We start from the raw sequence: 22886 nt of genomic DNA, 5'->3' as shown, positions 1-22886 counted from the left end.
TCGTCCGCGACGACGCGTCCACAGAGGCCTTCGCCATGCAAACCACCTCGACCATCCCACCGCTCGCGCGCATCGCGCTGGCCGTGGATCTGACGCCCGAGTCGCTGTCCGCCGCGCGCTATACGCGAACGCTGCTGCGCCCCGGCATGCAGGTGCGCATCGTCTGCGCGATCGACAATCCGCGCCTCGTGCTGCCCGACATCCCGCGCGTTGACGCGCTGCTGACATCGGCGCGCGAGGAAATGATGCACGAAGCAGAGGCGACACTCGAACGCACCGCCGCACTGTTCGCCGGCAGCGGCGTGGCCGTCGAGCAGGTGATCCTCGATACGTCGGTCACGGGCGGTACGGTTGCGGATGCACTCGCGAACGAGACGTCGGGATGGCATGCCGACGTGCTCGTGGTCGGCGCGAATCCGCACCACGGGCTGTTGCGGCTCGTCGAAGGCGCGATGTCCGACACGCTGGCCGCACGCGCACGCTGCGCGCTGCTGATCGTGCCGGCCGACTATGCGCGGCCGGCGGACGGCCCGCTGCAGCGCCTGATGTTCGCGGTCGATGGCAGCGAGCCGTCGCTGCACGCGGTGCGCGTCGGGCTCGGCTTCGCGGCGCCGACGACGCTGCTGTACGCGGCCTATGTCGTCGATCGCGCGGTGCGTCTGACGGATCTCGTGCCGGTGCGCGCGCTCGAGGACGCCTATCGCGCGGAAGGCGAGGATGCGCTGGCCCGGATCGGCCCGCTGTTCCATGCGGCGGGGAACCCGGCCAAGCGTGGCATCGTCGAAACCCGTCCGACCAGCGACGACGTCGCCCATGCACTGATGCGCGACGCGGTGCACTGGCATGCGGAACTGCTGGTGGTCGGCACGCACGGCCGGCGCGGCATTGCCGCCTGGCTGATCGGCAGCGTCGCGCGCCGGGTCGCGCATCTCGCGCAGGTGCCGGTGCTGCTCGTGCGTGGCGAAGCATGAAGATCGCGATGCGATGCAGGTGAAGCGGGCTTTCGTTGACCTGCATCAGAAACGTCGTGCGCCGCGCGTGAGACAGTGACACGACGTCCGGCGGGGCGGACCGGCTGTCGTCCGTACGTGACGTGGCGATTCGACGCGCCGAGTTCGAACCGCGCGAACGCACGCCGAACGCACCCATGTCCGAGGTCGTTGCGATCAACCGATTTCCGGAGCCGTGCTGCGCATCGCGTGGCGCGTGAGCCGATCAAGAACTCTCCGGCACGAGGGTAGGCGGCCGACGGCTGCCTTGGAACGACGGACGGGGTGTATCTCACCCCGTCCGCTTCCTGGCCCCGTGCAGACTACTTTCCTCGCAGGTATTGTCTTCGTCGATATCGCCGAGTGGAACGGCGTGTGGTGACACGCGATCGCACCACGGCGGATCGGTGTGGAATGGCGGCACGCGAGGCGCGCAGCGCCCGCGGGCCGGATGGGTGTCGCAGTTATCGCAGCCATCGCGCGGCCCCGCGCCGCGCCTGCTGCGTTCAGGCTCTCATACGTAGCGCATCGTTCGCTGGTCGCGCCCGCGGCGGGTGATGCGGCATACGCAGGCGCCGCGACGCACGCCATGCGGATGTCCTCGTCCGCCCGGTGTGCGATTGCGCAACCGCGGCCAGCCGGGTCGCCCCTTGCGGCGCGGCTCCGCGACGGCAACGGCCGATGTGTCGGCGTCGGCCCGCGCGCGCAGCGCAGCGGCGAACCGCTGCAGCGCGAGCACCGACCCCGCGACACTCTGATATTTTTCGCGTCCGATCTGCCCGTCGAGCATCACGAGCAAGCCCGCTTCGCGCGCGATCGCGAGCAACACGTCGAGATCGTCGGGCGGCTGGATACCGGCCGACGCGGCGGGCGCGGACGGCGTGCGCCGCCGTCCGTCCCGGGCCGGGAAGTTGCGATGTCCCATGATTGGTCTCCTGCACCGGACCCCGCATGCCGACTCAACGGCCGGCTGAGCGATGACCGGATATGAACGTATCGTTCATGACATCAGTATCCGTCACCGATACCGCGCTGCCAATCGGCGCGCGCTGAACTCGTTGTCAGACATTACGTGCGGCGTATCGGAATCCGCTGACAAACGGCACCGGCGTTCGACCGCCGCGGCGCGATGCGCGGGCCGCGGCACGCCATGTGCGGCGCGGCGATATGGTGCATAAAAACAGACGAATCGGCCCGGCGCGCTTTGCTTGACGCAGGATTTCGACCGGTCTAAGTTGCTCACTGCATCGGCGTCGCGCGACGGTTCCATCGTCCGCGCGAACGGCGGTGCCGCGCCTCGGGGTGGCGTGGCAATCCTTCCAGTCGTTCGCGGGCCATGCGCACCGCGGATCCCGCGCGCGGGCCGATCCGGCAATCGATCGGCGCGGCGGCACGCAAGGTGTCGTTGATCGCGCGCAAACACGCTTCGGCGCATCGTACGCCGGGCGGCCGTTCAGTCCTTAATCTTCCGGTAGCGTCTTTTTTCCTTTCGTTCCTCGACCGTCAGGAGCCCGTCGATGTCACAACAGGACACCATGCTTGAAGCCTTGAAAGCCGTCGCCGAACAGCGCGAGATCGGCGACGACCAGTTGCGCACGATGCTCGACGACGAAGTGCGTGCGTTGTCGTCCGATGCCCGCGTGCACGACTACATCCACGTTTTCGCGATTCGTCACCTGCGCGAACGGATGCGCAGACAGGACGACCTCGAGCGCGACACCTCGTCCGGTACGCAGCACAAGGAGCCGGACACGCGTGCCGATCGCCGTTTGTGACGGACGCTCGCCGCCATCAACGTCACTGGTGCACTCGGGCCGCGGCCGGTCTTCGACCGGCGCACACGCCATCTCGCAGCGCAAACCGCCGCCCCGCGCGCCTACAACGCGCTTACGCGCCGGCAGCGCCTTTCTTCACATGTTTCATTGAATTGCCGCAACGGCCTCAAGTAAGCGGCGCGGATGCCGTTTACCCGGTGAATCCGTCCACCGGGCGGTCCCGCTTCCTTACCGAGTCGTTGCCATGTTTTCGTCCATCCGGACCCGTATTCTTGCCGCGTGCGTCGCCATCGTCGTCTTCGCGCTCGTCGCCACCACGCTCATCAACTATTTCATCGCGCGCTCGTACAACGAAGACGCGATCGACCGCAACCTGACTTCCGTCGCGAGCGGCCATGTGGTCGGCATCGGCGACTGGGTCGCGACCAGGAGCCGGATGATCGCGTCGCTGCAGGACGCCGCGCTGTCGCCGGATCCGCTGCCTGTGTTCAAGCAGATGGCCGCGGCCGGCAGCTTCACGAACGTGTACGCGGGCTACGCCGACAAGGTGTTCCATTTCTCCGACCCGACGGGCATCCCGCCCGACTACGATCCGACCGGCCGCCCGTGGTACAAGCAGGCCGCGCAGGCCGGCAAGCCAGTCGTCACGCCGCCTTACGTCGACGCGGGCACCGGCAACCTGGTCGTCACGTTCGCGGTGCCGATCCTGCGCGACGGCGCGCTGAAGGGCGTCGTCGCGGCCGACGTCGCGATGGACAGCGTGATCGCGAACGTGAAGTCGATCCACCCGACGCCCGCGAGCTTCGGGATGCTGATCGACAGCAACGGCCACGTCGTCGCGCATCCCGACGCGAAGCTCACGCTGAAGCCGGTGGCCGACGTGTCGCCCGATCTCGGCGGCATGAGCGCCGCGTCGCTGGCCGCGGCCACTGCGCCGGTCGAAGTGCACGTCGGCGGCGACGCGAAGCTCGCGCGCGCGCAGGCTGTGCCGGGCACCGACTGGTATGCGCTGGTGCTGCTCGACAAATCGGAAGCGACGGCCGGCATGCGCTCGCTGCTGACGGCGTCGCTGGTCACGCTGATCGTGATCGTCGGCGTCGCGTCGCTGATCATCGGCGCGATCACCACGACCGCGTTCCGCCGCCTGTCGCAGGTGCGTCAGGCGATGGCGTCGATCGGCTCGGGCACGGGCGACCTGACGCAGCGCCTGCCGGCCGAAGGCCGCGACGAGGTGGCCGATATCGCGCGCTCGTTCAACAGCTTCGTCGACAAGTTGAACGACGTGATGCGGCAGATCCGCGACGCGAGCGAATCGGTGCGCACGGCCGCGAACGAAATCGCCGCGGGCAACCAGGACCTGTCGTCGCGCACCGAATCGGCGGCGGCGAGCCTCGAGGAAACGGCCGCGTCGATGGAAGAGATCACCGCGACGGTCGGTCAGTCGGCAGCGGCGGCCGGCCAGGCCGACGAACGCGCGGCCGCGGCCTCGCGGATCGCGTCGCACGGCGGCGTGGTCGTGTCGGACGTGGTGGCGACGATGGGGAAGATCGAGGAAGCGTCGGGCCGGATCGGCGCCATCATCGGCGTGATCGACGGCATCGCGTTCCAGACCAACATCCTCGCGCTGAACGCGGCCGTCGAAGCAGCGCGCGCCGGCGAGCAGGGCCGCGGTTTCGCGGTCGTCGCGCAGGAAGTGCGCAGCCTCGCGCAACGCAGCGCGCAAGCCGCACGCGAAGTGAAGGTGCTGGTCGAGTCGACGGTGGCGAGCGTGTCGGCCGGCTCGGGACAGGTGCGCCAGGCCGGCGACACGATGCGCGAAATCGTGTCGAACGTCGCGAACGTGACGACGATCATCTCCGAGATCACGCACGCAGCGAACGAGCAGACGCGCGGCATCCAGGAAGTGAATCGCGCGGTCACGCAGCTCGACGAGATGGTGCAGCAGAACGCGGCGCTCGTCGAACAGTCGACCGCGGCCGCGACCGCGCTGCAGACGCAGGCGAACGCGCTCGCGACGACGGTCGGGCAGTTCAAGGTCGCATGACCCGCGCCGGGTGACGCAGGTCGAGCCGCCGCGCGGCGACGCTCAGGCGGGGCCGCCGTCGCGCATCAGCGCAAGCCGGTTGTAGAGCGTCTTCAAGCTGATGCCGAGCGCTTTCGCCGCTTGCGGCTTGTTGCCGTCGAAGTGGTCGAGCGTGGCCGCGATGAAGCGCTGCTGCGCGTAGTGAAGGGTCGCGCCGAGCGGCAGCGCCATCGCGTCGTCCGATGTTTGATCGGGCAGCAGCGTCGGCTTCGGCAGCGCGACGTCGATGCCGTCGTCGGCGAGGATGTACGCGCGCTCGATCGTGTTGTGCAGCTCGCGCACGTTGCCGGGCCATGAATACGCGCGCAGCGCGGCGATCGCGGCATCGGTCAGCTGCTTGTGCGAGCGGTGCCGCTCGTTGAGCGCGTCGACGAACTCGTGCGCGATCGCCTCGACGTCGCCGTTGCGCTGGCGCAGTGGCGGCACATACAGTGCGAACGCGGCGAGCCGATAGAACAGATCCTCGCGCAGCCGGCCGTCCCGCACGGCATCGGCCGGGTTGTGGCGAGTCGCCGACACGATGCGCACGTCGAGCGGAATCGACTCGGTGCCGCCGACGCGCACGATCGTGTTCGATTCGAGCGCCCGGAGCAGTTTCACCTGCAGCGCCGCGGGCATTTCCGCGATTTCGTCGAGGAGCAGCGTGCCGCCGCACGCGGCTTCGAAGAACCCCTCGCGCTGCGCGATCGCACCGGTGAAACTCCCTTTCTCGTGGCCGAACAATTGCGCTTCGGCGATGTCGGCCGGAATCGCGCCGCAGTTGACGGGGACGAACGGCCCGTCGCGGCGCGCGCTCAGGTCGTGCAGCCGCCGCGCGACGATGTCCTTGCCGACCCCGCTTTCGCCGGCAATCATCACGCTCGCGCGGGTCGGCGCGATTTTCTCGATACGGTCGAGCAACGTGCGCATCACCGCGGAGCGGCCGGACAGCTGGCGTGCATCGGCGCGTTGCTTCGGACGGTTTGCGGTTTCAGCCATAGGCGTCAGCGAGCCGTTTTGAAAATCGGCATCGCCCGTTTTCCTCGTTGCAATATTTATCATCGACAGCGAAACGGACCAAAAGGTGCCCCGACATAGAAATTTCCAATGTCCGGCGCGATACCGGAAGAAATAGGCGATTGCAGCATCGCGATGCCGGTATGTGGACTCGCGCACGCCATTGGTGCCTTTTTACACCTGCTGAATGAAAAAGCGAAAGGCACTTGCAAGTGCGCGTTGGGCATGACCAAAGGCCGCACAAGGCCGAGCGCCACGACAGTCGGGCCTTACGCGGATTACGCGGTGACGGCGCGCCACCTCGCAATCAGGCATGCGTGTTGCTGCGCCAGGTAGCTCGCCCGGCACGCGTGACGGATGCCGACCGCCGAGTCAGCATGCCGTCGAGCGACGGTTGCCGGTGCGATGCAGGGAAACGATGAGGACCTTTACCCGTGAGCTGTTTCGGCAGGGTATATGGGTCGTGCTGGCCGTCGGGGTGGCGGCTGTGCTGCAGGCGTGGGCGATTCACGTCATCGGCATGCACGAACCGTTCGCGCCGCTGCCTTTCTACGCCGGTGTCGCGGCTGCAGCCTGGCTGACGTCGTTTGCCGGCGGCGTCGCCGCGAGCGCGGTGAGCCTCGCCGTGATCGGCACCTTGTGGTGGCGCAATGCGCCGCTGCCCGATCTCCTCTCCCAGGCCGGTGCGTTCGTCGCGATCAGCTTCGTCGAGTGCGTGCTCGTGATGGCCGTCAAGCCGCTGCTCGCCAGCGACCGGCTGCGCGGCGCCGAGGATGCGGAAGAGGACGGCGCGCGCTCGCCGCGCCGCGAACCTGAACCTGGAACCCTCGCGCGCTCGGTCGACGACACAGTGCTGCGCCGCGTGGTTGATGCATCGCCCGACGCGATCGTCGGCGTCGATGTCGCGCGGCGCATCACGAGCTGGAACCCGGCCGCGCGGCGCCTCTTCGGCATCGATGCGACCGCGGCGATCGGGCACGACGTCACGATGCTGATCGCGCCGCGCTGGCTGCGCTTGCATCCGGTTCCCGCATCGTTCGCGGACGCGGGCGCGCCGGCCGGCCCGCTCGACATTCTGTGCGTGCGCCGCGACGGCAGCCGCTTTCGGGCGACCTTCACGGCGTCGCCGATCGTCGACGCGCAAGGCAATTGCACCGGCCTGTCGATGACGCTGCGCGAGGCGCGCGAACGCCGCCGCTGCGAGCAGCGCGATCTGCGCATGTTGCGCGGCGCGCGCGACGCGCGCGTGCAGGCCGACGAGTCGAACCGGATGAAGGACGAGTTGCTGGCCACCGTATCGCATGAACTGCGCACGCCGCTGAACGTGATCTACGGCTGGGTCGAGGTGCTGCGCAGCGGCGAGGGGCAGGGCTTCGCGCATCAGGCGATCGACGCGATCGATCGCAGCGCGCGATCGCTGTCGCGGATGGTCGGCGACCTGCTCGACGCGTCATCGCTCGCCACGGGCCGGGTGCGGCTCGAACGCACGCCGGTCGATCTCGTGCGCATCGTGCAGGAGGCCGTGCGCGAAATCGGCGAGACCGCGCAGGCGAACGGCCTCGAGCTGTCGACCGAGTGCGCGATGCCCAGCTGCGTGATCGCCGCGGACGCCGAGCGCCTGCGCCAGTTGCTGTCGAACCTGTTGTCGAATGCGATCAAGTTCACGCCGCCGGGCGGGCGCATCAAGGTGTCGTTGAACCCGGCCGGCGCGCGCGTGCGGCTGTCGGTCGCCGATACGGGGCAAGGTATTTCCGCGGAACGCCTGCCGCATCTGTTCGATACGTTCAGCCGGCCGGAAGGCGCGCCCGCATTGCCGAAACGCGGCCTCGGGCTTGGGCTGTCGATCGTGCGCAACATCGCGCGGCTGCACGGCGGCGAGGTGTCGGCGGCGAGTGAGGGCGCCGGGCGCGGCACGACCGTGACCGTCATGCTGCCGGCGGATCTGGGTGCCGACGATACGACGACCGGCCATCCGGTACGGCCGAGCGGAGCGTCGACGGCGGTCGCGCTCGACGGCCGCCGCGTGCTGGTGGTCGACGACGACGCGACATCGCGCGCCAGCCTCGCGGCCGCGCTCGAAACGCTGGGCGCCGAGGTGTCGACCGCGCAATCGGGACACGACGCGCTCGACGTGGTCGCGCAGCAGCACCCGAGCGTCGTGCTGTCCGATCTCGCGATGCCGGACGGTGACGGCTTCTGGCTGCTCGACCACATTCGCGACTTGCCGGACGGCGGCGGGCGCCTGCCCGTCGTCGCGGTGACCGCGCATGCGGGCACGGCGGACCGCAGCCGCGTGATGGCCGCCGGCTTCGACGCGTATCTGTGCAAGCCGGTCGACGTTCCGACGCTGGCCAGCGTGATCGTCGACGTATCACCCGCCGACGCGACGGGCGGCACCGGGCGGCGCCACTGAGCGCATCGAGGGTGCATCGAGCGACGGTGCGTGGACCGATTTCTTCATTTCCGCGCATCGTCCCGCATGACGGATGGGCCGCAGCGTTCGGCGAGGCCGATCCGTCGACGAATCCGGAGGTCCGGATGAACATGAACGACAGTAACCCGCACCAAGGCGTCGTGCTTGGCGCCACCGCGTGCATGCTGGTATCGGCGATGCTCGCGGTGCTCGGCGCGCCGGCATTGACGCCGGTGCATGCGCAGGCGCCGCCGGCATCGTCCATTCATGTCGCGCCGGGCGTCGTTCGTCCGGGCGAGACCCCCGACGAAGCGGAGATGACGCGGCGGCCGAGCGGCATCGACGCCGAATTCGTCGACAAGGCCGGCATCATCGGCAAGACGGCGTCGCAGGCCAGCGAACTCGCGCTCGATCGGTCGTCGAATCCGCACGTGAAGGCCTTCGCGCGGCGGATGATCGACGATCATGACCATATGGCCACGCAGCTGCGACGCCTCGGCGCGCAAAAGGGCGTGCCCGTGCAGGCGCGCATGGTCGTCGATCCCGAGGTGACGGCGCTGCGAACCAAGAACGGCCACGCATTCGACAAGAGTTATGTCGCGCTGGTGGGGCCGAACGCGCACGAGGCGGCGATCAAGCTGTACGAAGCCGAAGCGCGCAATGGGCGCGACCCGCAGATTCGCGCGTTCGCGGCCGGCTCGCTGCCGACGCTGAAGGCGCACCTGAACGCCGCGCGCCAGCTCGAGAATTCGATCGCGGCCGCGCACTGATCCGCGCGGCCAACCCGTAGCGCGTCGCTCAGTGCCGCGTGCCGCTTTCCGGGCCGCCCGGCGACGCCTCGTAAGGCGGCGCGTCGAGCGGCGTTTCGCCTTCCTCGATCAGCCAGTACGGCGACGCACCGTAGTACGTGTGCAGCGCCTCGGCCCAGATCGAATCGGCCATCGTCGGCCAGTGGTCCTTGTCGAAGCCTGGGGCTTCGCGCACGCGCTCGGTCGACACGGCCAGCACGAAGCAGTGCCGCTCGGCATCGAGCGTCAGCACATTCCACGGCACCGCCAGCAGTTTGCCGCCGATCCCGAGAAAGCCGCCCGACGACACGACCGCGTAGGCGATCCGCCCGGAGCGGACATCGAGCATGATGTTCGTGACCTTGCCGATGTCGTCGCCGTCGATCGTCAGGACGTGATCGCCTTCCAGCGTGCCGGCGGCCATCACGTCCGGCCCCGGCCCCCCGGCCGAACGGCCGCTGTCGCCGACGATGCGCGCATGCGTGGGCGAAGGTCTGTCCGTTGTCATCGCTTTTCTCCTGGTCGAAGCGGCGCGGCGCAGTGGCTCGCAGCCGCGCAGGGAAGGGCCGGCCGCATTAGCGGCGGCGCGGCAGGGATACGTCCTCGAGCGTGTTCGCCAGCTCGTCGCGGGCCGGGCCGCCCGCGCGCGTCGCGATGTCGCCCAGCGACACGATGCCGACGATCTGGTGCTTGGCATCGAGCACCGGCATCCGGTGCAGTTGCAGGTCGGCCATTCGTTGCTGGACATCGCCGACGCCGTCGTCCTCGACACACCACTGCACGGGCCCGGAGGCGACGGCCTTCACGGGCGTGTCGGGCGAATGCCCGTGCGACAGTGCCCGCACCGCGAGGTCGCGGTCCGTCACGACCGCGACGAGTTCGTTGCCGTCGCAGACCGGCAGCACGCCGATGTCGAAGCGCTGCATCAATTGGGCCGCATGGCGAATCGTGTCGGTCGGCGCGACGCACACTACGTCGCGCGACATGATCTCGTTGACGCGATACATGAACGCCTCCTTCGTGAGCGAGACGAACCGGAAGCAGAACGCGTGCCGCGTTCAATCGGCACCCGTGCGGGCAGCGCGCCCGGGCCACGGAGAAATTTGCCAGCCAGCTTGTACATCTTCCACGACGATGGCCGCGGCCGGCGCGCAACCGATGATCAGTGGCCGACCCCCGTCATCACGACGATGGCGAGCACCACTGCGCTCTCGATCGCGGCCAGTGCCGCGACGCCCGCGGCGCCGCTGACTTCATTCCATGCACGTTCGATGCGGTTCATCACTTCACTCCGGTTATGCCGGCTCCGGGCTACGCTGTGGCGCAGGGTGGGGCCGGGGTGCCGCCGTCAGCCGTGATCGCGGGGCGGTGGTGGGGCGTCGGGCGCGCGACGTTCGCGCGGGCCGGACGGCTTCGCGGGGTCGATACGGGTCGCGCCGCCGACGGCGGGCGGATCGCTGGCCGGGAAACTCTCCTCGAGCCCTTCGTCGATGCGCTTCTCCGTCTTGTCATTGGACGGTTTGCGAGACGCGGCGAGCGAGACTAGGCCGGCAGCCGGGGACACGGCATCGCGGCGGCCGGGGGCATGAGCGGTCATGATCGAACCTCCTTACACGTAACGAAAAGCGCAAGCGCCGTACCCGTGCGGGGTGGGGCGGCATGACGCTCGCGGCTCATTGAGCCGGACGGAGTAGTAGACACGTCGGCCGCTCGCCGCTGGTTGAACCATGCAGCCTACGCGGAGCCGGCGAGCGCGCGGCGGCGGGACGCTGGTCGCACGATGCGTAGCGTGCGATCCGTTCGCGCTCGCGGTGAAGCTCGCCGCCGAAGGGCGCATCGTGTCGCTGGTGATTGAGCTTACGCTGGATGACGCCGCGCGTGTCGGCAACGATGTGCGGGCACGCTGCTTGCGTACGGTCGCCGCGCCAATCGACACGCGCGAGCCGCCGCGCAGGAGTGACATGAACACGCCATCCATGCTGCACCGCCCCGAACCGACACCCGACGTCGATCCCGACCCGACGCGGCCCGAGCACGACGATCCGGTCGATCCGCCCGTGCCCTTCGGGCCGCCGCATGGCGATCCGCCGTCGCAGCCGCCACCGATGCGGATGCCGGACGGACGCAGCGTAACGCGGCCGGCCGCGCGATTACTGAAAGGAGGACCATCATGGACATTCACGTGCAATCGCCGGACAAGCGCGCGATCGCCCAGGTGCTGGGCCGCTATTTCGAGTCGCGCTCGTTGCGCTATCACATCGAGGAGTTGCCGGGCGGCGTACTGCATATCGGTTTTCGCGCCAGCGGCCGCCCGGTCGCCGTCACCGTGTCGTTCGACGATTCCGCCTACGACACCTACACGCACTGGGACGCGAGCCAGAAGCAGCTCGCGCTCGGGCGGCTCGCCGATGGGTTCTCGCGCATGATGTCCAAGCGCAGCCCGGCCGCGCTCGCCGGCGACTACCACGTCGAGCGTTTCTGATTCCGCAACCATCCGCCTGCTCGTGCCGGAACCCGGCAAAGTGCCCGTGCTCAACGGGCGCTTTGCGGGTTCGCTGCGGCTCGCGTAGGATGTTCGTTAATTCAGCGCACGCTACGTTCGCGCTGTCAGTTGCCTGCCCTGGCAGCTGGACAAGCGCGACGCGCTTTCCTGCAGGTTCGTTTCGCGCAACCGACGGAGACCGCCTTGATGACCGTTGCTCGCCCGTTGTTGTCACCCGCCACCCGCCGGTTCGTGTCCGGCCTGTCGGTCTTCGCCGCGCTCGCGGCCGCCGGCGCCCGCGACGCGTCGGCCCAGACACCATCGCCGCTCGGCGAATGGCAATACTCGGCGGGGGTGCCGCTGCAGAAGCTGTTCAATCCGACCGTTCCCACATGGCAGGTCAGCGTGGGCGCGGCGATGACGCTGCAGCCGCGCTACGCGGGTTCCGACCGCTACCGCGTGATGGGCGGCCCGAATTTCGACGTGCGCTATCGCGACCTGTTCTTCCTGTCGACGGGCGACGGGCTCGGCGCGAACGTGCTGCGCGGGCCCAACTGGCGCGTGAGCCTGTCGGTCGGCTATGACCTCGGGCGCCGCTCGGCCGACGATCTCGACCACCTGAACGGGCTCGACAACATCAACGCGGCGCCGGTAATGAAGCTCGCGGCCGATTACGTGATCTCGAAGGAGTTCCCGCTCGTGCTGCGCGCGGATGTCCGGCGCAGTATCGGCGGCTCAAACGGCTGGGTCGGCGATTTCTCCGCGTACATGCCGATGCCGGGCAGCAACGAACACTTCTTCTGGTTCGCCGGCCCGACCGTGTCGTTCGCCGATTCGCGCTACATGAACGGCTGGTTCGGCGTGAATCAGGGGGCGTCCGCGCGTTCGGGGCTGCGGACCTATTCGCCGGGTGCGGGGATGAAGTCGTTCGGCGCCGGCATGACGATGGTCTGGTTCGTCAACAAGCACTGGTTCGTCACGGTGGACGGCGCGATCGAGCAGCTCGTCGGCCGCGCAAGGCGCAGCCCGATCACGCAGCAGTCGACGAATGGCGTGTTCGACATGTCGGTGAATTACCAGTTCTGACCGGATGGGCGTCGGCCGGACGGCCGGGCGGCGCATCGGCGTGCGGCATTTGTCGTCACATTTGATATGATTGGTACCTGTACAAACGTACAGTGATCGATCCCCGTGACGCCTGCATCGCCGACGCCTCCGGCGTTTTACTACCTGACCAATTTCGAACGCGCGCTGGCCTGGCTCGGCGAGCGTTACGACGACCTCCTCGACGCGCACGAACACGCGTTTCTGCGGCAGTTCGCGCAACTGCCGAAAGCGTCGCGCGCGTTGCTCGTGCGGATGCTGATGCGCACCGGCTCCGACTTCCGGGCGAGCAAGCTCGTGTACGACGAAATCGGCAGCACGCTCGACGCAGCCGCGCCGCTCGTCGCACTCGGCTGGATCGACCCGGCGCCTGCGCTCACGCTCGACGAGCTGTTCGCGCTGTCGACCAAGGCCGATCTGCTGAAGACGTTCCCGTCGCTCGCCGCGCACGCGGGCGAGCGCAAGCCCGACTGGCTCGAACGGCTGCGGCTCGTGCACGACGTCGCGCAGCCGCTCGACGCGTGGTGCCCGCAGGCCGACGATTGCGTGCTGCGCGTGACGGTCGGCGCGCTGTGCGACCGGCTGCGGCTGATGTTCTTCGGCAATCTCCATCAGGACTGGAGCGAATTCGTGCTCGCCGATCTCGGCGTGTTCCAGTACGAGAGCGTGCCGTTCGCGCCGTCGTCGCGCGCGTTCCAGCAGCGCGCCGACGTCGATGCGTATCTCGCGCTGCAGACCTGCCGCGAAGCCCTCGACGCCTGGCCGGAGGACTTCCCCTTCGACGACCTGCTGCACGCGATCGACGCGGTTGGCTGCGCGCAGCCGTGGCTTGCGACCCGCCGCTCGAAGCTGCTGTTCTCGCTCGGGCAAGCGTGCGAGCGGCGCGCCGACTGGGACGCCGCGCTCGACGCGTATGCGCGCAGCGCGTGGCCGGGCAGCCGGCATCGGCGCATCCGCGTGCTCGAACGCTGCGGACGCGATGACGACGCACTCGCGCTGGCGCTCGACGCGCGCGGCGGTTTCGAAAGTGACGAGGAACGCCAGCGCGTCGAGCGGATGCTGCCGCGCCTGCAGCGGCGTCTCGGGCAGCGAGTCGAACGCACAGGCCGCGCGCACGACGTGCCGCGCGAAACGCTCGTGCTTGCGCGTCCGGAAGCGTTCGTCAGCGTCGAATTCGCGGTGCGCGACCATCTTGCGCAGCCCCACGCGCCGGTTCATTACGTCGAGAACACGCTGATCAATTCGCTGTTCGGGCTGCTGTGCTGGGAGCCCGTGTTCGCGGCCGTGCCCGGCGCGTTCTTTCACCCGTTCCAGCGCGGCCCGGCCGACCTGCACGCGCCCGATTTCGCGGTGCGCCGCACGGACGCGTTCGCCGCCTGTTTCGCGCAGCTCGACTCGGGCGCGTACCGTGACACGATCCGCCGCCACCATGCGACGAAAGCGGGGCTGCAATCGCCGTTCGTGTTCTGGGGCGTGCTGACCGACGAGCTGCTCGACGACGCGCTGGCCTGCCTGCCGCCCGAGCACCTGCGGCTGTGGTTCACGCGCCTGCTCGCGGACATCCGCAGCAACCGTTCGGGGCTGCCCGACCTCGTGCGGTTCTGGCCCGGCGAGCGGCGCTACGAGCTGATCGAAGTGAAGGGCCCCGGCGACCGCCTGCAGGACAACCAGACGCGCTGGCTCGCGTACTGCGTCGCGCACGGGATTCCGGTGCGTGTCGTCGACGTCGAATGGGCGGGCGCCGACGTCACGCAGGCCGAGGCGGCGGGGTTGTCCGCATGAGCTATGTCGTCGCCGTGCGGGCCATGTGCGAGTTCACCGCGCGACGCGGCGATCTCGACCTGCGCTTCACGCCCGCGCCGACCGCACTCGAAGGCATCGCCGGTCATGGCGCGGTCACGTCGAAGCGCGGCGCGCGCTACGAAACCGAGATCGCGCTGACCGGCACGTGGGGCACGCTGACCGTGCGCGGACGCGCGGACGGTTACGATCCGGTCGCGAACCGGCTCGAGGAGATCAAGACCTACCGCGGCAGCCTCGATGCGATGCCGGCCAATCACCGCGCGCTGCACTGGGCGCAGGCGAAGGTCTATGCGCACCTGATGTGCGACGCACGCGGCCTCGCGGAAATCAACGTCGCGCTCGTGTATTTCGACATCGTGTCCGAGCGCGAGACCGTGCTGACGGAAACGCTGAGCGCCGACGTGCTCGCCGCGTTCTTTATCGAGCAGTGCGCGTGCTTCGTCGGCTGGGCCGAGCGCGAGACCGCGCATCGCGCGGCCCGCGATGCGGCGCTCCGTGCGCTGGCGTTTCCGCACGGGCAATTCCGCAGCGGTCAGCGCGAGCTGGCGGTGTCCGTCTATCGGGCCGCGCGCGACGAACACTGCCTGATGGCGCAGGCGCCGACCGGCATCGGCAAGACGCTCGGCACGGTCTTCCCGCTGCTGAAGGCGTGCGGCGAGGGCGAGCTCGATCACGTGTTCTTCCTGACCGCGAAGACGCCCGGCCGCGCGCTCGCGCTCGAGGCGGCGACGACGCTCGGCGCCGGTACGCCGGCGCTGCCGCTGCGCGTGCTGGAGCTCGTCGCGCGCGACAAGGCGTGCGAGCATCCGGACCGCGCGTGTCACGGCGAATCGTGTCCGCTCGCGCAAGGCTTCTACGACCGGCTGCCAGCCGCGCGCGACGCGGCGATCGGCGCCGGGCTGCTCGATCGCGCCACCGTGCGCGAGGCTGCGCTCGCGCACGACGTCTGTCCGTATTACCTGTCGCAGGAGCTGGCGCGCTGGTCGGACATGGTGATCGGCGACTACAACTACTACTACGACGGCAGCGCGATGCTGCATACGCTCGCGCAGCAGAACCAGTGGCGTGTCGGCGTGCTCGTCGACGAGGCGCACAACCTGCTCGACCGCGCCCGCAGGATGTACAGCGCGTCGCTCGACCCGTTCGCGTTCGCGGCCGCGCGCGAGGCGGCGCCGGCGGCGCTGCGCAAGGCGTTCGACCGGCTCGCGCGCGCATGGGGCACGGTCAATCGCGCACAGGCCGAGCGCTATGCCGCTTATCCGGAGATTCCGGGCCCGATCGTGTCGGCCGTGCAGAACCTCGTCGCGGCGATCGGAGAACACCTGACCGATGCGCCGCGCGCGAACGACGACGCGCTGCTGCGGTTTCATTTCGAGGCGATCCAGTTCGGTGTGCTCGCCGATGCGTTCGACAGCGCGTCGATCTTCGACGCGACGCTGCACGGCGAGCCGCTGCCGCGCCAGTCGGGGCTCGACGGCGTCGCGTCGGCCGGGCGCCAGCGCCGCATCCAGTCGACGCTGTGCGTGCGCAACGTGATTCCGGCCGCCTTTCTCGCGCCGCGCTACGAAGCCGCGCGCGCGACCGTGCTGTTTTCCGGCACGCTGAGTCCGTTTCATTTCTATCGCGACACGCTTGGGCTGCCGGCCGACACGGGGTGGCTCGACGTCGACGGGCCGTTTCGCGCCGAGCAACTGACCGTGCGCGTCGCGAGCCATGTGTCGACCCGATGGCGCGACCGCGACCGTTCGCTCGAGCCGATCGCGGACCTGATCGCCGCGCAGTACGCAACGCGGCCCGGCAACTACCTCGGTTTTCTCAGCAGCTTCGACTATCTCGGCCGCGTCGTCGCGTTGATGCAGACGCGCCATCCGGACGTGCCCGTGTGGGCCCAGGCGCCCGGCATGGCCGAAAGCGAGCGCGACGCGTTTCTGGCGCGCTTCGACGCGGGCGGGCGCGGTGTCGGCTTCGCGGTGCTGGGCGGTGCGTTCTCGGAAGGTGTGGATCTCGTCGGCGAGCGGCTGATCGGCGCGTTCATCGCGACGCTCGGACTCCCGCAGGTCAACGACGTCAATGAACAGATGCGGCGCGCGATGGAGGCGCGTTTCGGCAACGGCTACGACTACATGTATCTGTATCCGGGCCTGCAGAAGGTCGTGCAGGCGGCCGGGCGCGTGATCCGCACCGAGCACGACGAGGGCGTCGTGCACCTGATCGACGATCGTTACCGGCGGCGGGAGGTGCGCGATCTGCTGCCGCGCTGGTGGCGGATCGGGTGACCGTCAGGGCGAACGTACGGCGGGCTCGCTTGCCCCGAATCCCTACAGCACGTTGAGCATCGCGAGTGCGGCTTCCTGCAGATGCGGCAGCACGCGCCGCACGGCCGCGTCCGTCGATTCCGTGCCGATCGGCATGTTCGTGCTCAGCGCGGCGACGACTTCGCCGTGACGGTTCTTCAACGGCACCGCGATGCCGCGCACGCCGACCTGCAATTGCTGCTCGATGACCGCAAAGCCCGCGTCGCGCGCGTGGTCGACCTGTTCGAGCAGTCGTGCCTTGTTGGTGATCGTGTGCGGCGTGAACGGCGCGAGTTCCGCGTCGGCGAGCCACGCGCGGACGGCCTCACGATCCGGATGATGCGCGAGCAGCACGACGCCGGGTGACGTCAGCGGCGCCGGCACGCGTGCGCCGAGCACGAAGCCGGTCGTCATCACGCGCGACACGCCGTTGCGGGCGATGAACACGAGTTCCCAGCCATCGAGCACGCTCACGTACGCCGATTCGTTCAGCGACGCGCTCAGTTGCTGCAGATAGGGCTGGACCGTGCGCGGCAGCCGCGCCGAATCGAAGTACGACCAGCCGACCCGCAGCACGCGCGGGGTGAGGCCGTACAGCTTGCCGTCGGTGTACACGTAGCCGAGCGACTCGAGCGTCAGCAGGTAGCGCCGCGCGGCCGTGCGCGTGAGCCCGGTGCGGGCGGCGGCCTGGGTGGGCGTCATTCGCGCGTGCTGGCTGTCGAACGCTTCCAGGATCGCCAGGCCTTTTTCCAGGCCGGCGATCCAGTCGCGTCGGTCGAGGTCGGTTTTTTTCATCGTGGGCAGCGACGTGTGCGTGCGCGGTGATCGCGCAGGAATGGGCGATTATCGCGCAAATTGAACCGGCTGCGGCGCGCCGCCGGGCGCACGGGGATCGAGCCTTGCATGATTGGACGCTGGACTCGCGGCCGGAGCGCGGGGAAATGAACGTCGACAACAACAGATTCGCGCGCCGTTTCATGCGCTGCGCCATATGGGTCGCGCGTACATGCTTGCAAAGCCGCGCTAGAATCGCCAGCCCGACTGGAACAGAACAATGAAAATTCGCGAATCCGCTTTGGCCGTGCTCGTCGCGGCCATGCCGCTGCTTGCGGCGAATCCGTCGACCGGCGCGACACTCTCGAAGCCAACCGTCGACGTACGTGCATGGCCGCGTATGACGTCGCCGAAATTCGGCTGCTACGTCGAAACGGCGTTCGGCTACCGTGACAGGCGCTTCAATTGCACGCTGAAGAAGTACCGGAACACCGGCGACGCGTGCAAGAACACGAAGGTGTACTACGAAGGCCCTGCGTTTCCCGACCGGCTCGCGACCAGCGTGCATCCGCTCGCGACGAAGGTCGACCTGGACTGGGAGCATGGCGACCTGCAAATGGTCACCGTCACGCTGAAGGGGACGTGGAACGAAGTGGACGTGCGGAACGCGTTCGGGCTGCCGCGGGCCGAGGGGCGCAAGCTGACCGAAGCAGAGTTGCGGACGCAGCCGGACAACCTGATGGACACGAGCGTCCAGTATCCGTCGAGCCCGCTCGATGAAAGCCTGGCGAAGCGCCCGAGCAATCCCGCGCGCGGCACGACGGCCGTGATGCTCTACGGGTTCGACCACATGGGCGCCGGCGACGGCGACTGCGGGGGAGGCGAGTAGCGCAGGAGGGGCGGCCGCCGGTGCCTGCGACCCAATGCGGGGTGCGGTACGGCGCTCGCATGACGCGCGCCGCACCGTCAGGGTGTTACTCGCCGCTCGTCCACTCGACGTTCGCACCGACCGAACGCAGGTTTTCGACGAAGTGCGGGTGCGCGCGGCGGATCGGCAGCGCGTTCATGATTTCCGAGCGGCCTTCGATGCTCGCGGCCACCATCAGCAGCGCGATCGCGACGCGGATGATGTACGGGCTCTCGACGCGCGCCGGCGTCAGTTGCAGCCCACCGAACGTGATCAGCCGGTGCGGATCCGACAGCAGCACGTGCGCGCCGAACTTCGACAGTTCGCCGGACCAGCCGAGCGCGCCGTCGTACACCTTGTTCCAGAACATCGCGCTGCCTTCCGCGCGCACGCCGAGCGCGATGAAGATCGGCAGCAGGTCGACCGGCACGTACGGCCACGGCGCGGCTTCGACCTTGGTCAGGATGTTCTGCGTGAACGGCCGGCGCACGCGCAGCGGGCCGTCGCGTTCCGCGCGGGACCAGCCGTCGCGGTGCGTGACGGTCACGCCGAACTTCGCGAACGTGCGGTCGATCAGCGGGAAATGCTCCGGCGACGAGTTGCGCACGGTGATGTCGCCGCCCGTGATCGCGCCGAGCGCGAGGAATGTCGCGATTTCGTGGAAATCCTCGGCGAAGCGGAATTCGCCGCCGCCGAGCTTGCCGCCGCCCGTCACGCACAGACGCGACGTGCCGATACCCTCGATCGAAACGCCGATCATCGCGAGGAACTGGCAGAACTCCTGCACGTGCGGCTCGGACGCCGCATTCATCAGCGTCGACGTGCCGCTCGCTGCAGTCGCGCACAGCGCGAAGTTTTCGGTGGTGGTGACCGACGCGTAGTCGAACCAGTGATGGTTGGCCGTCAGCGGGCCGTCGGCACGGACGATCAGCGAATCGGGCGTGCGCTCGATATGCGCGCCGAAGCGCTCGAACACCTCGACGTGCGGATCGATCTCGCGCACGCCGAGCGTGCAGCCTTTCACGTCGTTCTCGAGGCGCGCGACACCGAAGCGCGCGAGCAGCGGCGGAATCAGCATGATCGACGAGCGCATCGCCTCGGGCAGGCGGTGAACGGCCGGGTCGAACGTCGTGTTGCGATGGTGGAGCTCGAGGATGCCCGTCGTGAAATCGACCGACACGTCGCTGCCGAGCGTGCGGAAGATGTCGAGGATCTTGCGCACGTCGGTGATGTCGGGCACGCCGACGAGGCGCAGCGGCTGATCGGTCAACAGGCTCGCGCACAGAATCGGCAGGACGGCGTTCTTGTTCGCGGATGGCTGGATGTCCCCGCGCAGCGGAGTGCCGCCGTGGACGATGAGATTCGACATGATATGGGGGCGTATCGGTGACTGACGTAGGCCCATATGATGCCATTGGTCGGCACGCGGCGTGGAATGTTCAGCGGGGAAAAAGGGCTTCTGCGTGCGGGATTGACCGTGTTTGACGTTGGGCGGGTGCGGATTGCGCCCGACTGCCGGCAGACGGAAGCCGGTGCGAAATGGCCGGCCGCGTAGCGGGCCGGCCACGTAGTCATTGCGTCACTGCGCCGCCCGCATCCGCGCGGCGACCACCAGCGAGATCAGGCAGCCCACCGCGAGATAAGCGGCGACGAAGTGCCACGAACCGCCGGCCATGCTGACCAGCGCCACCGCGATGAACGGCGTGAACCCGCCGCCGACCACACTCGCGAACTGATAGCCGACGCCCGCGCCGCTGTAGCGGTATTCCGCGCCGAACAGCTCGGTGAAGAGCGGCTGCTGGACGCTCACGACCATGTCGTGCGCGGCATTGGCCAACAGGATCGAGAACACGACGATCCACGCGATCGAGCGCGACTCCAGCGCGACGAAGAACGGCACCGCCGACACGAGGCCGATCACCGCGCCGATCAGGTAGATGCGACGCAGGCCGAAGCGGTCGGCGAGCCAGGCGAAGCACGGGATCGTCACGCAGCTCACCGCGCCGACCAGCAGGCCGATGTTCAGGAACAGGTCGCGCGACAGACCCAGGTTCGACGTCGAATAGCTGAGCGCGAATGCCGTGACGATATACATCGTGAACAGCTCGGCGAGCCGCAGCGCGACGATCAGCAGGAACGCCTTCGGATGGCGCGTCAGCGCTTCGAGCACCGGCAGGCGCAGCTTGCGGTTGCCGTGCTCGACCTTCTCGACGAACTCCTGCGACTCGTCCATGCTCTTGCGGACCCACAGCCCGATCAGCACCAGCACGATGCTGAACACGAACGGCAGGCGCCAGCCCCACGACTTGAACGCGGCCTCGCCGAGCGTATGGCTGAGGATCGACACGATTCCCGTCGCCAGCACGAGCCCGACGCCGTAGCCGACCTGCACGCCGCTGCTGTAGAACGCCTTCTTCTGCTTCGGCGCGCTCTCGACGGCCATCAGCGCCGCGCCGCCCCATTCGCCGCCCACCGCGAAGCCCTGGATCGCACGCATCAGCACCAGCAGCACGGGCGCCCACCAGCCGATCGTCGCGAAACCCGGCAGCAGGCCGATCGCGACGGTCGACAGCCCCATCAGCATCACGGTCAGCACGAGCATCCGCTTGCGGCCGAGCCGGTCGCCGAAATGGCCGAACACGACCCCGCCGAGCGGACGGAACAGGAAGCCGACGCCGAAGGTCGCGAACGCCGCGAGCGTGCCCATGGTCGGGCTGATCTTCGGGAAGAATTCCGAATTGAACACGAGCGCGGCGACGATCCCGTACAGCAGGAAGTCGTACCAGTCGACGACGGCGCCGACAAAGCTGCCGATCGCGGCCTTGCGGGCCTGGCTGCGCGCGCGGGCGCCGGCGGCGGCGTCGAGGGTATCGAAGGTAGGTGTCATGCGAAGTCTCCTGGCACGGCGCATCGTGGAATCGTGGCGGCGCCGCGTCCGATGCTGCATTAAGTCGATAGGGTGAGCGGAGAATAGGGTGCGCGCGCCGTCACGGCAATTAGCCGATCGGCCAAAGTGCGCGATTATCGTTCTATTCTGTGCGATTATCGAACGCTTTTCGGGTTTGCACTAAGCGAGGTACCGATATCCCGTTCGGCCAGGGTGTGCCGCCGTGAACGAACTGGTTAAAATCTGGACCATTAAAACCTCGCCCGGATCGGGCGGATGTCCGGCCGTCGCATCGGCCGGGCGTGCCGCGCGAGCCGAGCGTCATCCCCATCGACTGCATGCCCCGGAGACTGGAATGCCCGGCAATTCCCACCCCCTGTCCGGCGATACGCCGCCCGTCGCGGATCCGGCCGCCAATCCGCTCGGGATGGCCGGGCTCGAATTCGTCGAGTTCGCGGCGCCGGTGCCGGACGCGCTCGCGCAACGCTTCGAGCAGCTCGGGTTCAAGGCGATCGCGCGCCATGTGAGCAAGAACGTCACGCTGTACCGGCAAGGGCAGATGCAATTCCTGATCAACGCCGAGCCCGAATCGTTCGCGGCGCGCTATGCGGAGGAATACGGGATGGGCGTCTGCGCGATCGGGCTGCGCGTGGCGAGCGCGCGGCGCGCATTCGAGCGGGCGATCGAACTGGGTGCGTGGGCGTTCGAGGGCGAGCGGATCGGGGTCGGCGAGCTGAAGATTCCCGCGATCCAGGGCATCGGCGATTCGCACCTCTATTTCGTCGACCGCTGGCGCGGGCGGGACGGCCAGCGCGGCGGCGTCGGCGACATCTCGATTTTCGACATCGATTTCCGGCCGATCGACATCGCGACCGCCCATACCGATCACGATTGCGTGGGCACGGGCCTGAAGCAAGTCGACCACTTCACGCAGACGGTCGGCGCGGGGCGCATGCGCGAATGGCTCGACTTCTACCATGACCTGCTGCACTTCCGCGAAATCCATGAAATCGATGCGCATTGGCATGTGTCGGAAGAGTCGCGGGTGATGGTGTCGCCGTGCGGCGCGGTGAGGATTCCCGTGTACGAGGAAGGCACGCGGCGCACCGAGCTGATGCACGCGTATCTACCCGACCATCCCGGCGAAGGCGTCCAGCACGTTGCGCTGTCGACCGACGACATCCTGGCGAGCGTCGATGCGCTGCGCGCGAACGGCGTCGAATTCATCGAGCCGCCGGCGCGCTATTACGACGAAGTCGATGCGCGGCTGCCGGGGCACGGCGTCGATCTCGATGCGCTGCGCCGCCGCGCGGTGCTGGTCGACGGCGAAATCGGCAGCGATGGCGTGCCGCGGCTGTTCTTCCAGACCTTCGTCAAGCGCCGGCCCGGTGAGATCTTCTTCGAGATCGTGCAGCGGCAAGGGCACCACGGATTCGGGGAAGGGAACCTCGCGGCGCTGGCCCGCGCCCGCGACGCGGGCTGAACGGCTGAACGGCAGAGTGGCGCGTCGGTAGCCGCGATCGCGGGGTCAGCCGCGGCTCGACCTCAAGCGCCCACCGCCGGCACGCGGTTCGGCTCCGTGTCGTCCAGG

General features: G+C 68.5%; 20 protein-coding genes. 11 read left to right on the top strand and 9 right to left on the bottom strand.

Annotated elements, in window-relative coordinates; genetic code table 11:
• Positions 1–35: 35 nt before the first annotated feature.
• Positions 36–971: a universal stress protein gene (locus tag ABIC50_RS24630; protein ID WP_354167428.1), complete on the top strand. Its 936-nt coding sequence runs from the start codon at positions 36–38 to the stop codon at positions 969–971.
• A gap of 532 nt (positions 972–1503) precedes the next feature.
• On the opposite strand, the gene ABIC50_RS24625 is transcribed toward ABIC50_RS24630, so the two are convergent.
• Both ABIC50_RS24625 and ABIC50_RS24620 read right to left on the bottom strand, forming a co-directional pair.
• Positions 1504–1914 (bottom strand): hypothetical protein, encoded by a 411-nt coding sequence (locus tag ABIC50_RS24625; protein ID WP_354167425.1) that lies wholly within the window; start codon positions 1912–1914, stop codon positions 1504–1506.
• Between the two features lie 314 nt (positions 1915–2228).
• The gene (locus ABIC50_RS24620; protein ID WP_354167422.1) at positions 2229–2408 is read right to left on the bottom strand and encodes a hypothetical protein; all 180 of its coding nucleotides are present in this window, start codon (positions 2406–2408) and stop codon (positions 2229–2231) included.
• A 98-nt stretch (positions 2409–2506) separates the two neighbouring features.
• Between ABIC50_RS24620 and ABIC50_RS24615 the strand changes: the two genes are divergently transcribed.
• Positions 2507–2764, top strand: a complete 258-nt coding sequence (locus ABIC50_RS24615) for a DUF3562 domain-containing protein (protein ID WP_011658797.1) — start codon at positions 2507–2509, stop codon at positions 2762–2764.
• A 244-nt stretch (positions 2765–3008) separates the two neighbouring features.
• The gene (locus ABIC50_RS24610; protein ID WP_354167420.1) at positions 3009–4808 is read left to right on the top strand and encodes a methyl-accepting chemotaxis protein; all 1800 of its coding nucleotides are present in this window, start codon (positions 3009–3011) and stop codon (positions 4806–4808) included.
• Between the two features lie 42 nt (positions 4809–4850).
• Here the strand turns inward: ABIC50_RS24610 and ABIC50_RS24605 are convergent, their stop codons facing one another.
• Complete coding sequence (locus tag ABIC50_RS24605) at positions 4851–5888, bottom strand: sigma-54 interaction domain-containing protein (RefSeq protein WP_354167417.1); 1038 nt, start codon at positions 5886–5888, stop codon at positions 4851–4853.
• Positions 5889–6261: 373 nt separating this feature from the next.
• Here ABIC50_RS24605 and ABIC50_RS24600 point away from each other — a divergent pair, with 373 nt between their 5' ends.
• Positions 6262–8256: a PAS domain-containing hybrid sensor histidine kinase/response regulator gene (locus ABIC50_RS24600; protein WP_354167414.1), complete on the top strand. Its 1995-nt coding sequence runs from the start codon at positions 6262–6264 to the stop codon at positions 8254–8256.
• Positions 8257–8381: 125 nt separating this feature from the next.
• The gene (locus ABIC50_RS24595) at positions 8382–9026 is read left to right on the top strand and encodes a DUF4142 domain-containing protein (protein WP_354167411.1); all 645 of its coding nucleotides are present in this window, start codon (positions 8382–8384) and stop codon (positions 9024–9026) included.
• Positions 9027–9054: 28 nt separating this feature from the next.
• Here the strand turns inward: ABIC50_RS24595 and ABIC50_RS24590 are convergent, their stop codons facing one another.
• The 3 genes from ABIC50_RS24590 to ABIC50_RS24580 form a co-directional block, all read right to left on the bottom strand.
• The gene (locus ABIC50_RS24590) at positions 9055–9552 is read right to left on the bottom strand and encodes a PRC-barrel domain-containing protein (protein ID WP_011658803.1); all 498 of its coding nucleotides are present in this window, start codon (positions 9550–9552) and stop codon (positions 9055–9057) included.
• Between the two features lie 67 nt (positions 9553–9619).
• Complete coding sequence (locus tag ABIC50_RS24585) at positions 9620–10051, bottom strand: CBS domain-containing protein (protein ID WP_006750985.1); 432 nt, start codon at positions 10049–10051, stop codon at positions 9620–9622.
• Between the two features lie 341 nt (positions 10052–10392).
• Entirely contained in the window at positions 10393–10641 is a 249-nt protein-coding gene (locus ABIC50_RS24580; protein WP_354167408.1) for a hypothetical protein, read from the bottom strand.
• Positions 10642–11214: 573 nt separating this feature from the next.
• Here ABIC50_RS24580 and ABIC50_RS24575 point away from each other — a divergent pair.
• From ABIC50_RS24575 to ABIC50_RS24560, 4 genes are all read left to right on the top strand, one after another.
• On the top strand, positions 11215–11526 hold the full coding sequence (locus ABIC50_RS24575; RefSeq protein ID WP_006750981.1) for an ATP-binding protein: 312 nt from the start codon (positions 11215–11217) through the stop codon (positions 11524–11526).
• Positions 11527–11733: 207 nt separating this feature from the next.
• Entirely contained in the window at positions 11734–12612 is an 879-nt protein-coding gene (locus ABIC50_RS24570; protein ID WP_354167406.1) for a MipA/OmpV family protein, read from the top strand.
• A gap of 105 nt (positions 12613–12717) precedes the next feature.
• Complete coding sequence (locus ABIC50_RS24565; RefSeq protein ID WP_354167402.1) at positions 12718–14412, top strand: VRR-NUC domain-containing protein; 1695 nt, start codon at positions 12718–12720, stop codon at positions 14410–14412.
• The gene (locus ABIC50_RS24560) at positions 14409–16709 is read left to right on the top strand and encodes an ATP-dependent DNA helicase (RefSeq protein ID WP_354167399.1); all 2301 of its coding nucleotides are present in this window, start codon (positions 14409–14411) and stop codon (positions 16707–16709) included. The genes ABIC50_RS24565 and ABIC50_RS24560 overlap by 4 nt, the downstream gene beginning before the upstream one ends.
• A 42-nt stretch (positions 16710–16751) precedes the next feature.
• Here the strand turns inward: ABIC50_RS24560 and ABIC50_RS24555 are convergent, their stop codons facing one another.
• Positions 16752–17522, bottom strand: coding sequence for an IclR family transcriptional regulator domain-containing protein (locus tag ABIC50_RS24555; protein WP_006759962.1), 771 nt, complete (start codon positions 17520–17522; stop codon positions 16752–16754).
• A gap of 259 nt (positions 17523–17781) precedes the next feature.
• On the opposite strand from ABIC50_RS24555, the gene ABIC50_RS24550 reads away from it, so the two are divergent.
• Positions 17782–18390, top strand: a complete 609-nt coding sequence (locus ABIC50_RS24550; protein ID WP_175674109.1) for a hypothetical protein — start codon at positions 17782–17784, stop codon at positions 18388–18390.
• A gap of 85 nt (positions 18391–18475) precedes the next feature.
• Here ABIC50_RS24550 and ABIC50_RS24545 read toward each other — a convergent pair whose 3' ends face one another.
• Positions 18476–19777: a UDP-N-acetylglucosamine 1-carboxyvinyltransferase gene (locus tag ABIC50_RS24545; protein ID WP_012366059.1), complete on the bottom strand. Its 1302-nt coding sequence runs from the start codon at positions 19775–19777 to the stop codon at positions 18476–18478.
• Between the two features lie 210 nt (positions 19778–19987).
• On the bottom strand, positions 19988–21295 hold the full coding sequence (gene shiA, locus ABIC50_RS24540) for a shikimate transporter (RefSeq protein WP_011658812.1): 1308 nt from the start codon (positions 21293–21295) through the stop codon (positions 19988–19990).
• 355 nt (positions 21296–21650) lie between these two features.
• Between shiA and ABIC50_RS24535 the strand changes: the two genes are divergently transcribed.
• Positions 21651–22778: a 4-hydroxyphenylpyruvate dioxygenase family protein gene (locus ABIC50_RS24535; RefSeq protein ID WP_126225393.1), complete on the top strand. Its 1128-nt coding sequence runs from the start codon at positions 21651–21653 to the stop codon at positions 22776–22778.
• Positions 22779–22886 lie beyond the last annotated feature (108 nt).

Source organism: Burkholderia sp. 567 (assembly GCF_040545115.1).
In the GTDB taxonomy this organism is placed as follows: Bacteria; Pseudomonadota; Gammaproteobacteria; order Burkholderiales; family Burkholderiaceae; genus Burkholderia; species Burkholderia ambifaria.
The sequence above is the reverse complement of the archived record's forward strand: the minus strand, read 5'-3'. Positions and strand labels throughout refer to the sequence as shown.

Coding starts and splice junctions, on each gene's coding strand:
- ABIC50_RS24590 (WP_011658803.1), bottom strand. CDS start 9,552: ATGACAACGGACAGACCTTCGCCCACGCATGCGCGCATCGTCGGCGAC.
- ABIC50_RS24570 (WP_354167406.1), top strand. CDS start 11,734: ATGACCGTTGCTCGCCCGTTGTTGTCACCCGCCACCCGCCGGTTCGTG.
- ABIC50_RS24605 (WP_354167417.1), bottom strand. CDS start 5,888: ATGATAAATATTGCAACGAGGAAAACGGGCGATGCCGATTTTCAAAAC.
- ABIC50_RS24550 (WP_175674109.1), top strand. CDS start 17,782: ATGAAAATTCGCGAATCCGCTTTGGCCGTGCTCGTCGCGGCCATGCCG.
- ABIC50_RS24535 (WP_126225393.1), top strand. CDS start 21,651: ATGCCCGGCAATTCCCACCCCCTGTCCGGCGATACGCCGCCCGTCGCG.
- ABIC50_RS24600 (WP_354167414.1), top strand. CDS start 6,262: ATGAGGACCTTTACCCGTGAGCTGTTTCGGCAGGGTATATGGGTCGTG.
- ABIC50_RS24630 (WP_354167428.1), top strand. CDS start 36: ATGCAAACCACCTCGACCATCCCACCGCTCGCGCGCATCGCGCTGGCC.
- ABIC50_RS24585 (WP_006750985.1), bottom strand. CDS start 10,051: ATGTATCGCGTCAACGAGATCATGTCGCGCGACGTAGTGTGCGTCGCG.
- ABIC50_RS24615 (WP_011658797.1), top strand. CDS start 2,507: ATGTCACAACAGGACACCATGCTTGAAGCCTTGAAAGCCGTCGCCGAA.
- ABIC50_RS24595 (WP_354167411.1), top strand. CDS start 8,382: ATGAACATGAACGACAGTAACCCGCACCAAGGCGTCGTGCTTGGCGCC.
- ABIC50_RS24610 (WP_354167420.1), top strand. CDS start 3,009: ATGTTTTCGTCCATCCGGACCCGTATTCTTGCCGCGTGCGTCGCCATC.
- ABIC50_RS24575 (WP_006750981.1), top strand. CDS start 11,215: ATGGACATTCACGTGCAATCGCCGGACAAGCGCGCGATCGCCCAGGTG.
- ABIC50_RS24560 (WP_354167399.1), top strand. CDS start 14,409: ATGAGCTATGTCGTCGCCGTGCGGGCCATGTGCGAGTTCACCGCGCGA.
- shiA (WP_011658812.1), bottom strand. CDS start 21,295: ATGACACCTACCTTCGATACCCTCGACGCCGCCGCCGGCGCCCGCGCG.
- ABIC50_RS24625 (WP_354167425.1), bottom strand. CDS start 1,914: ATGGGACATCGCAACTTCCCGGCCCGGGACGGACGGCGGCGCACGCCG.
- ABIC50_RS24555 (WP_006759962.1), bottom strand. CDS start 17,522: ATGAAAAAAACCGACCTCGACCGACGCGACTGGATCGCCGGCCTGGAA.
- ABIC50_RS24580 (WP_354167408.1), bottom strand. CDS start 10,641: ATGACCGCTCATGCCCCCGGCCGCCGCGATGCCGTGTCCCCGGCTGCC.
- ABIC50_RS24545 (WP_012366059.1), bottom strand. CDS start 19,777: ATGTCGAATCTCATCGTCCACGGCGGCACTCCGCTGCGCGGGGACATC.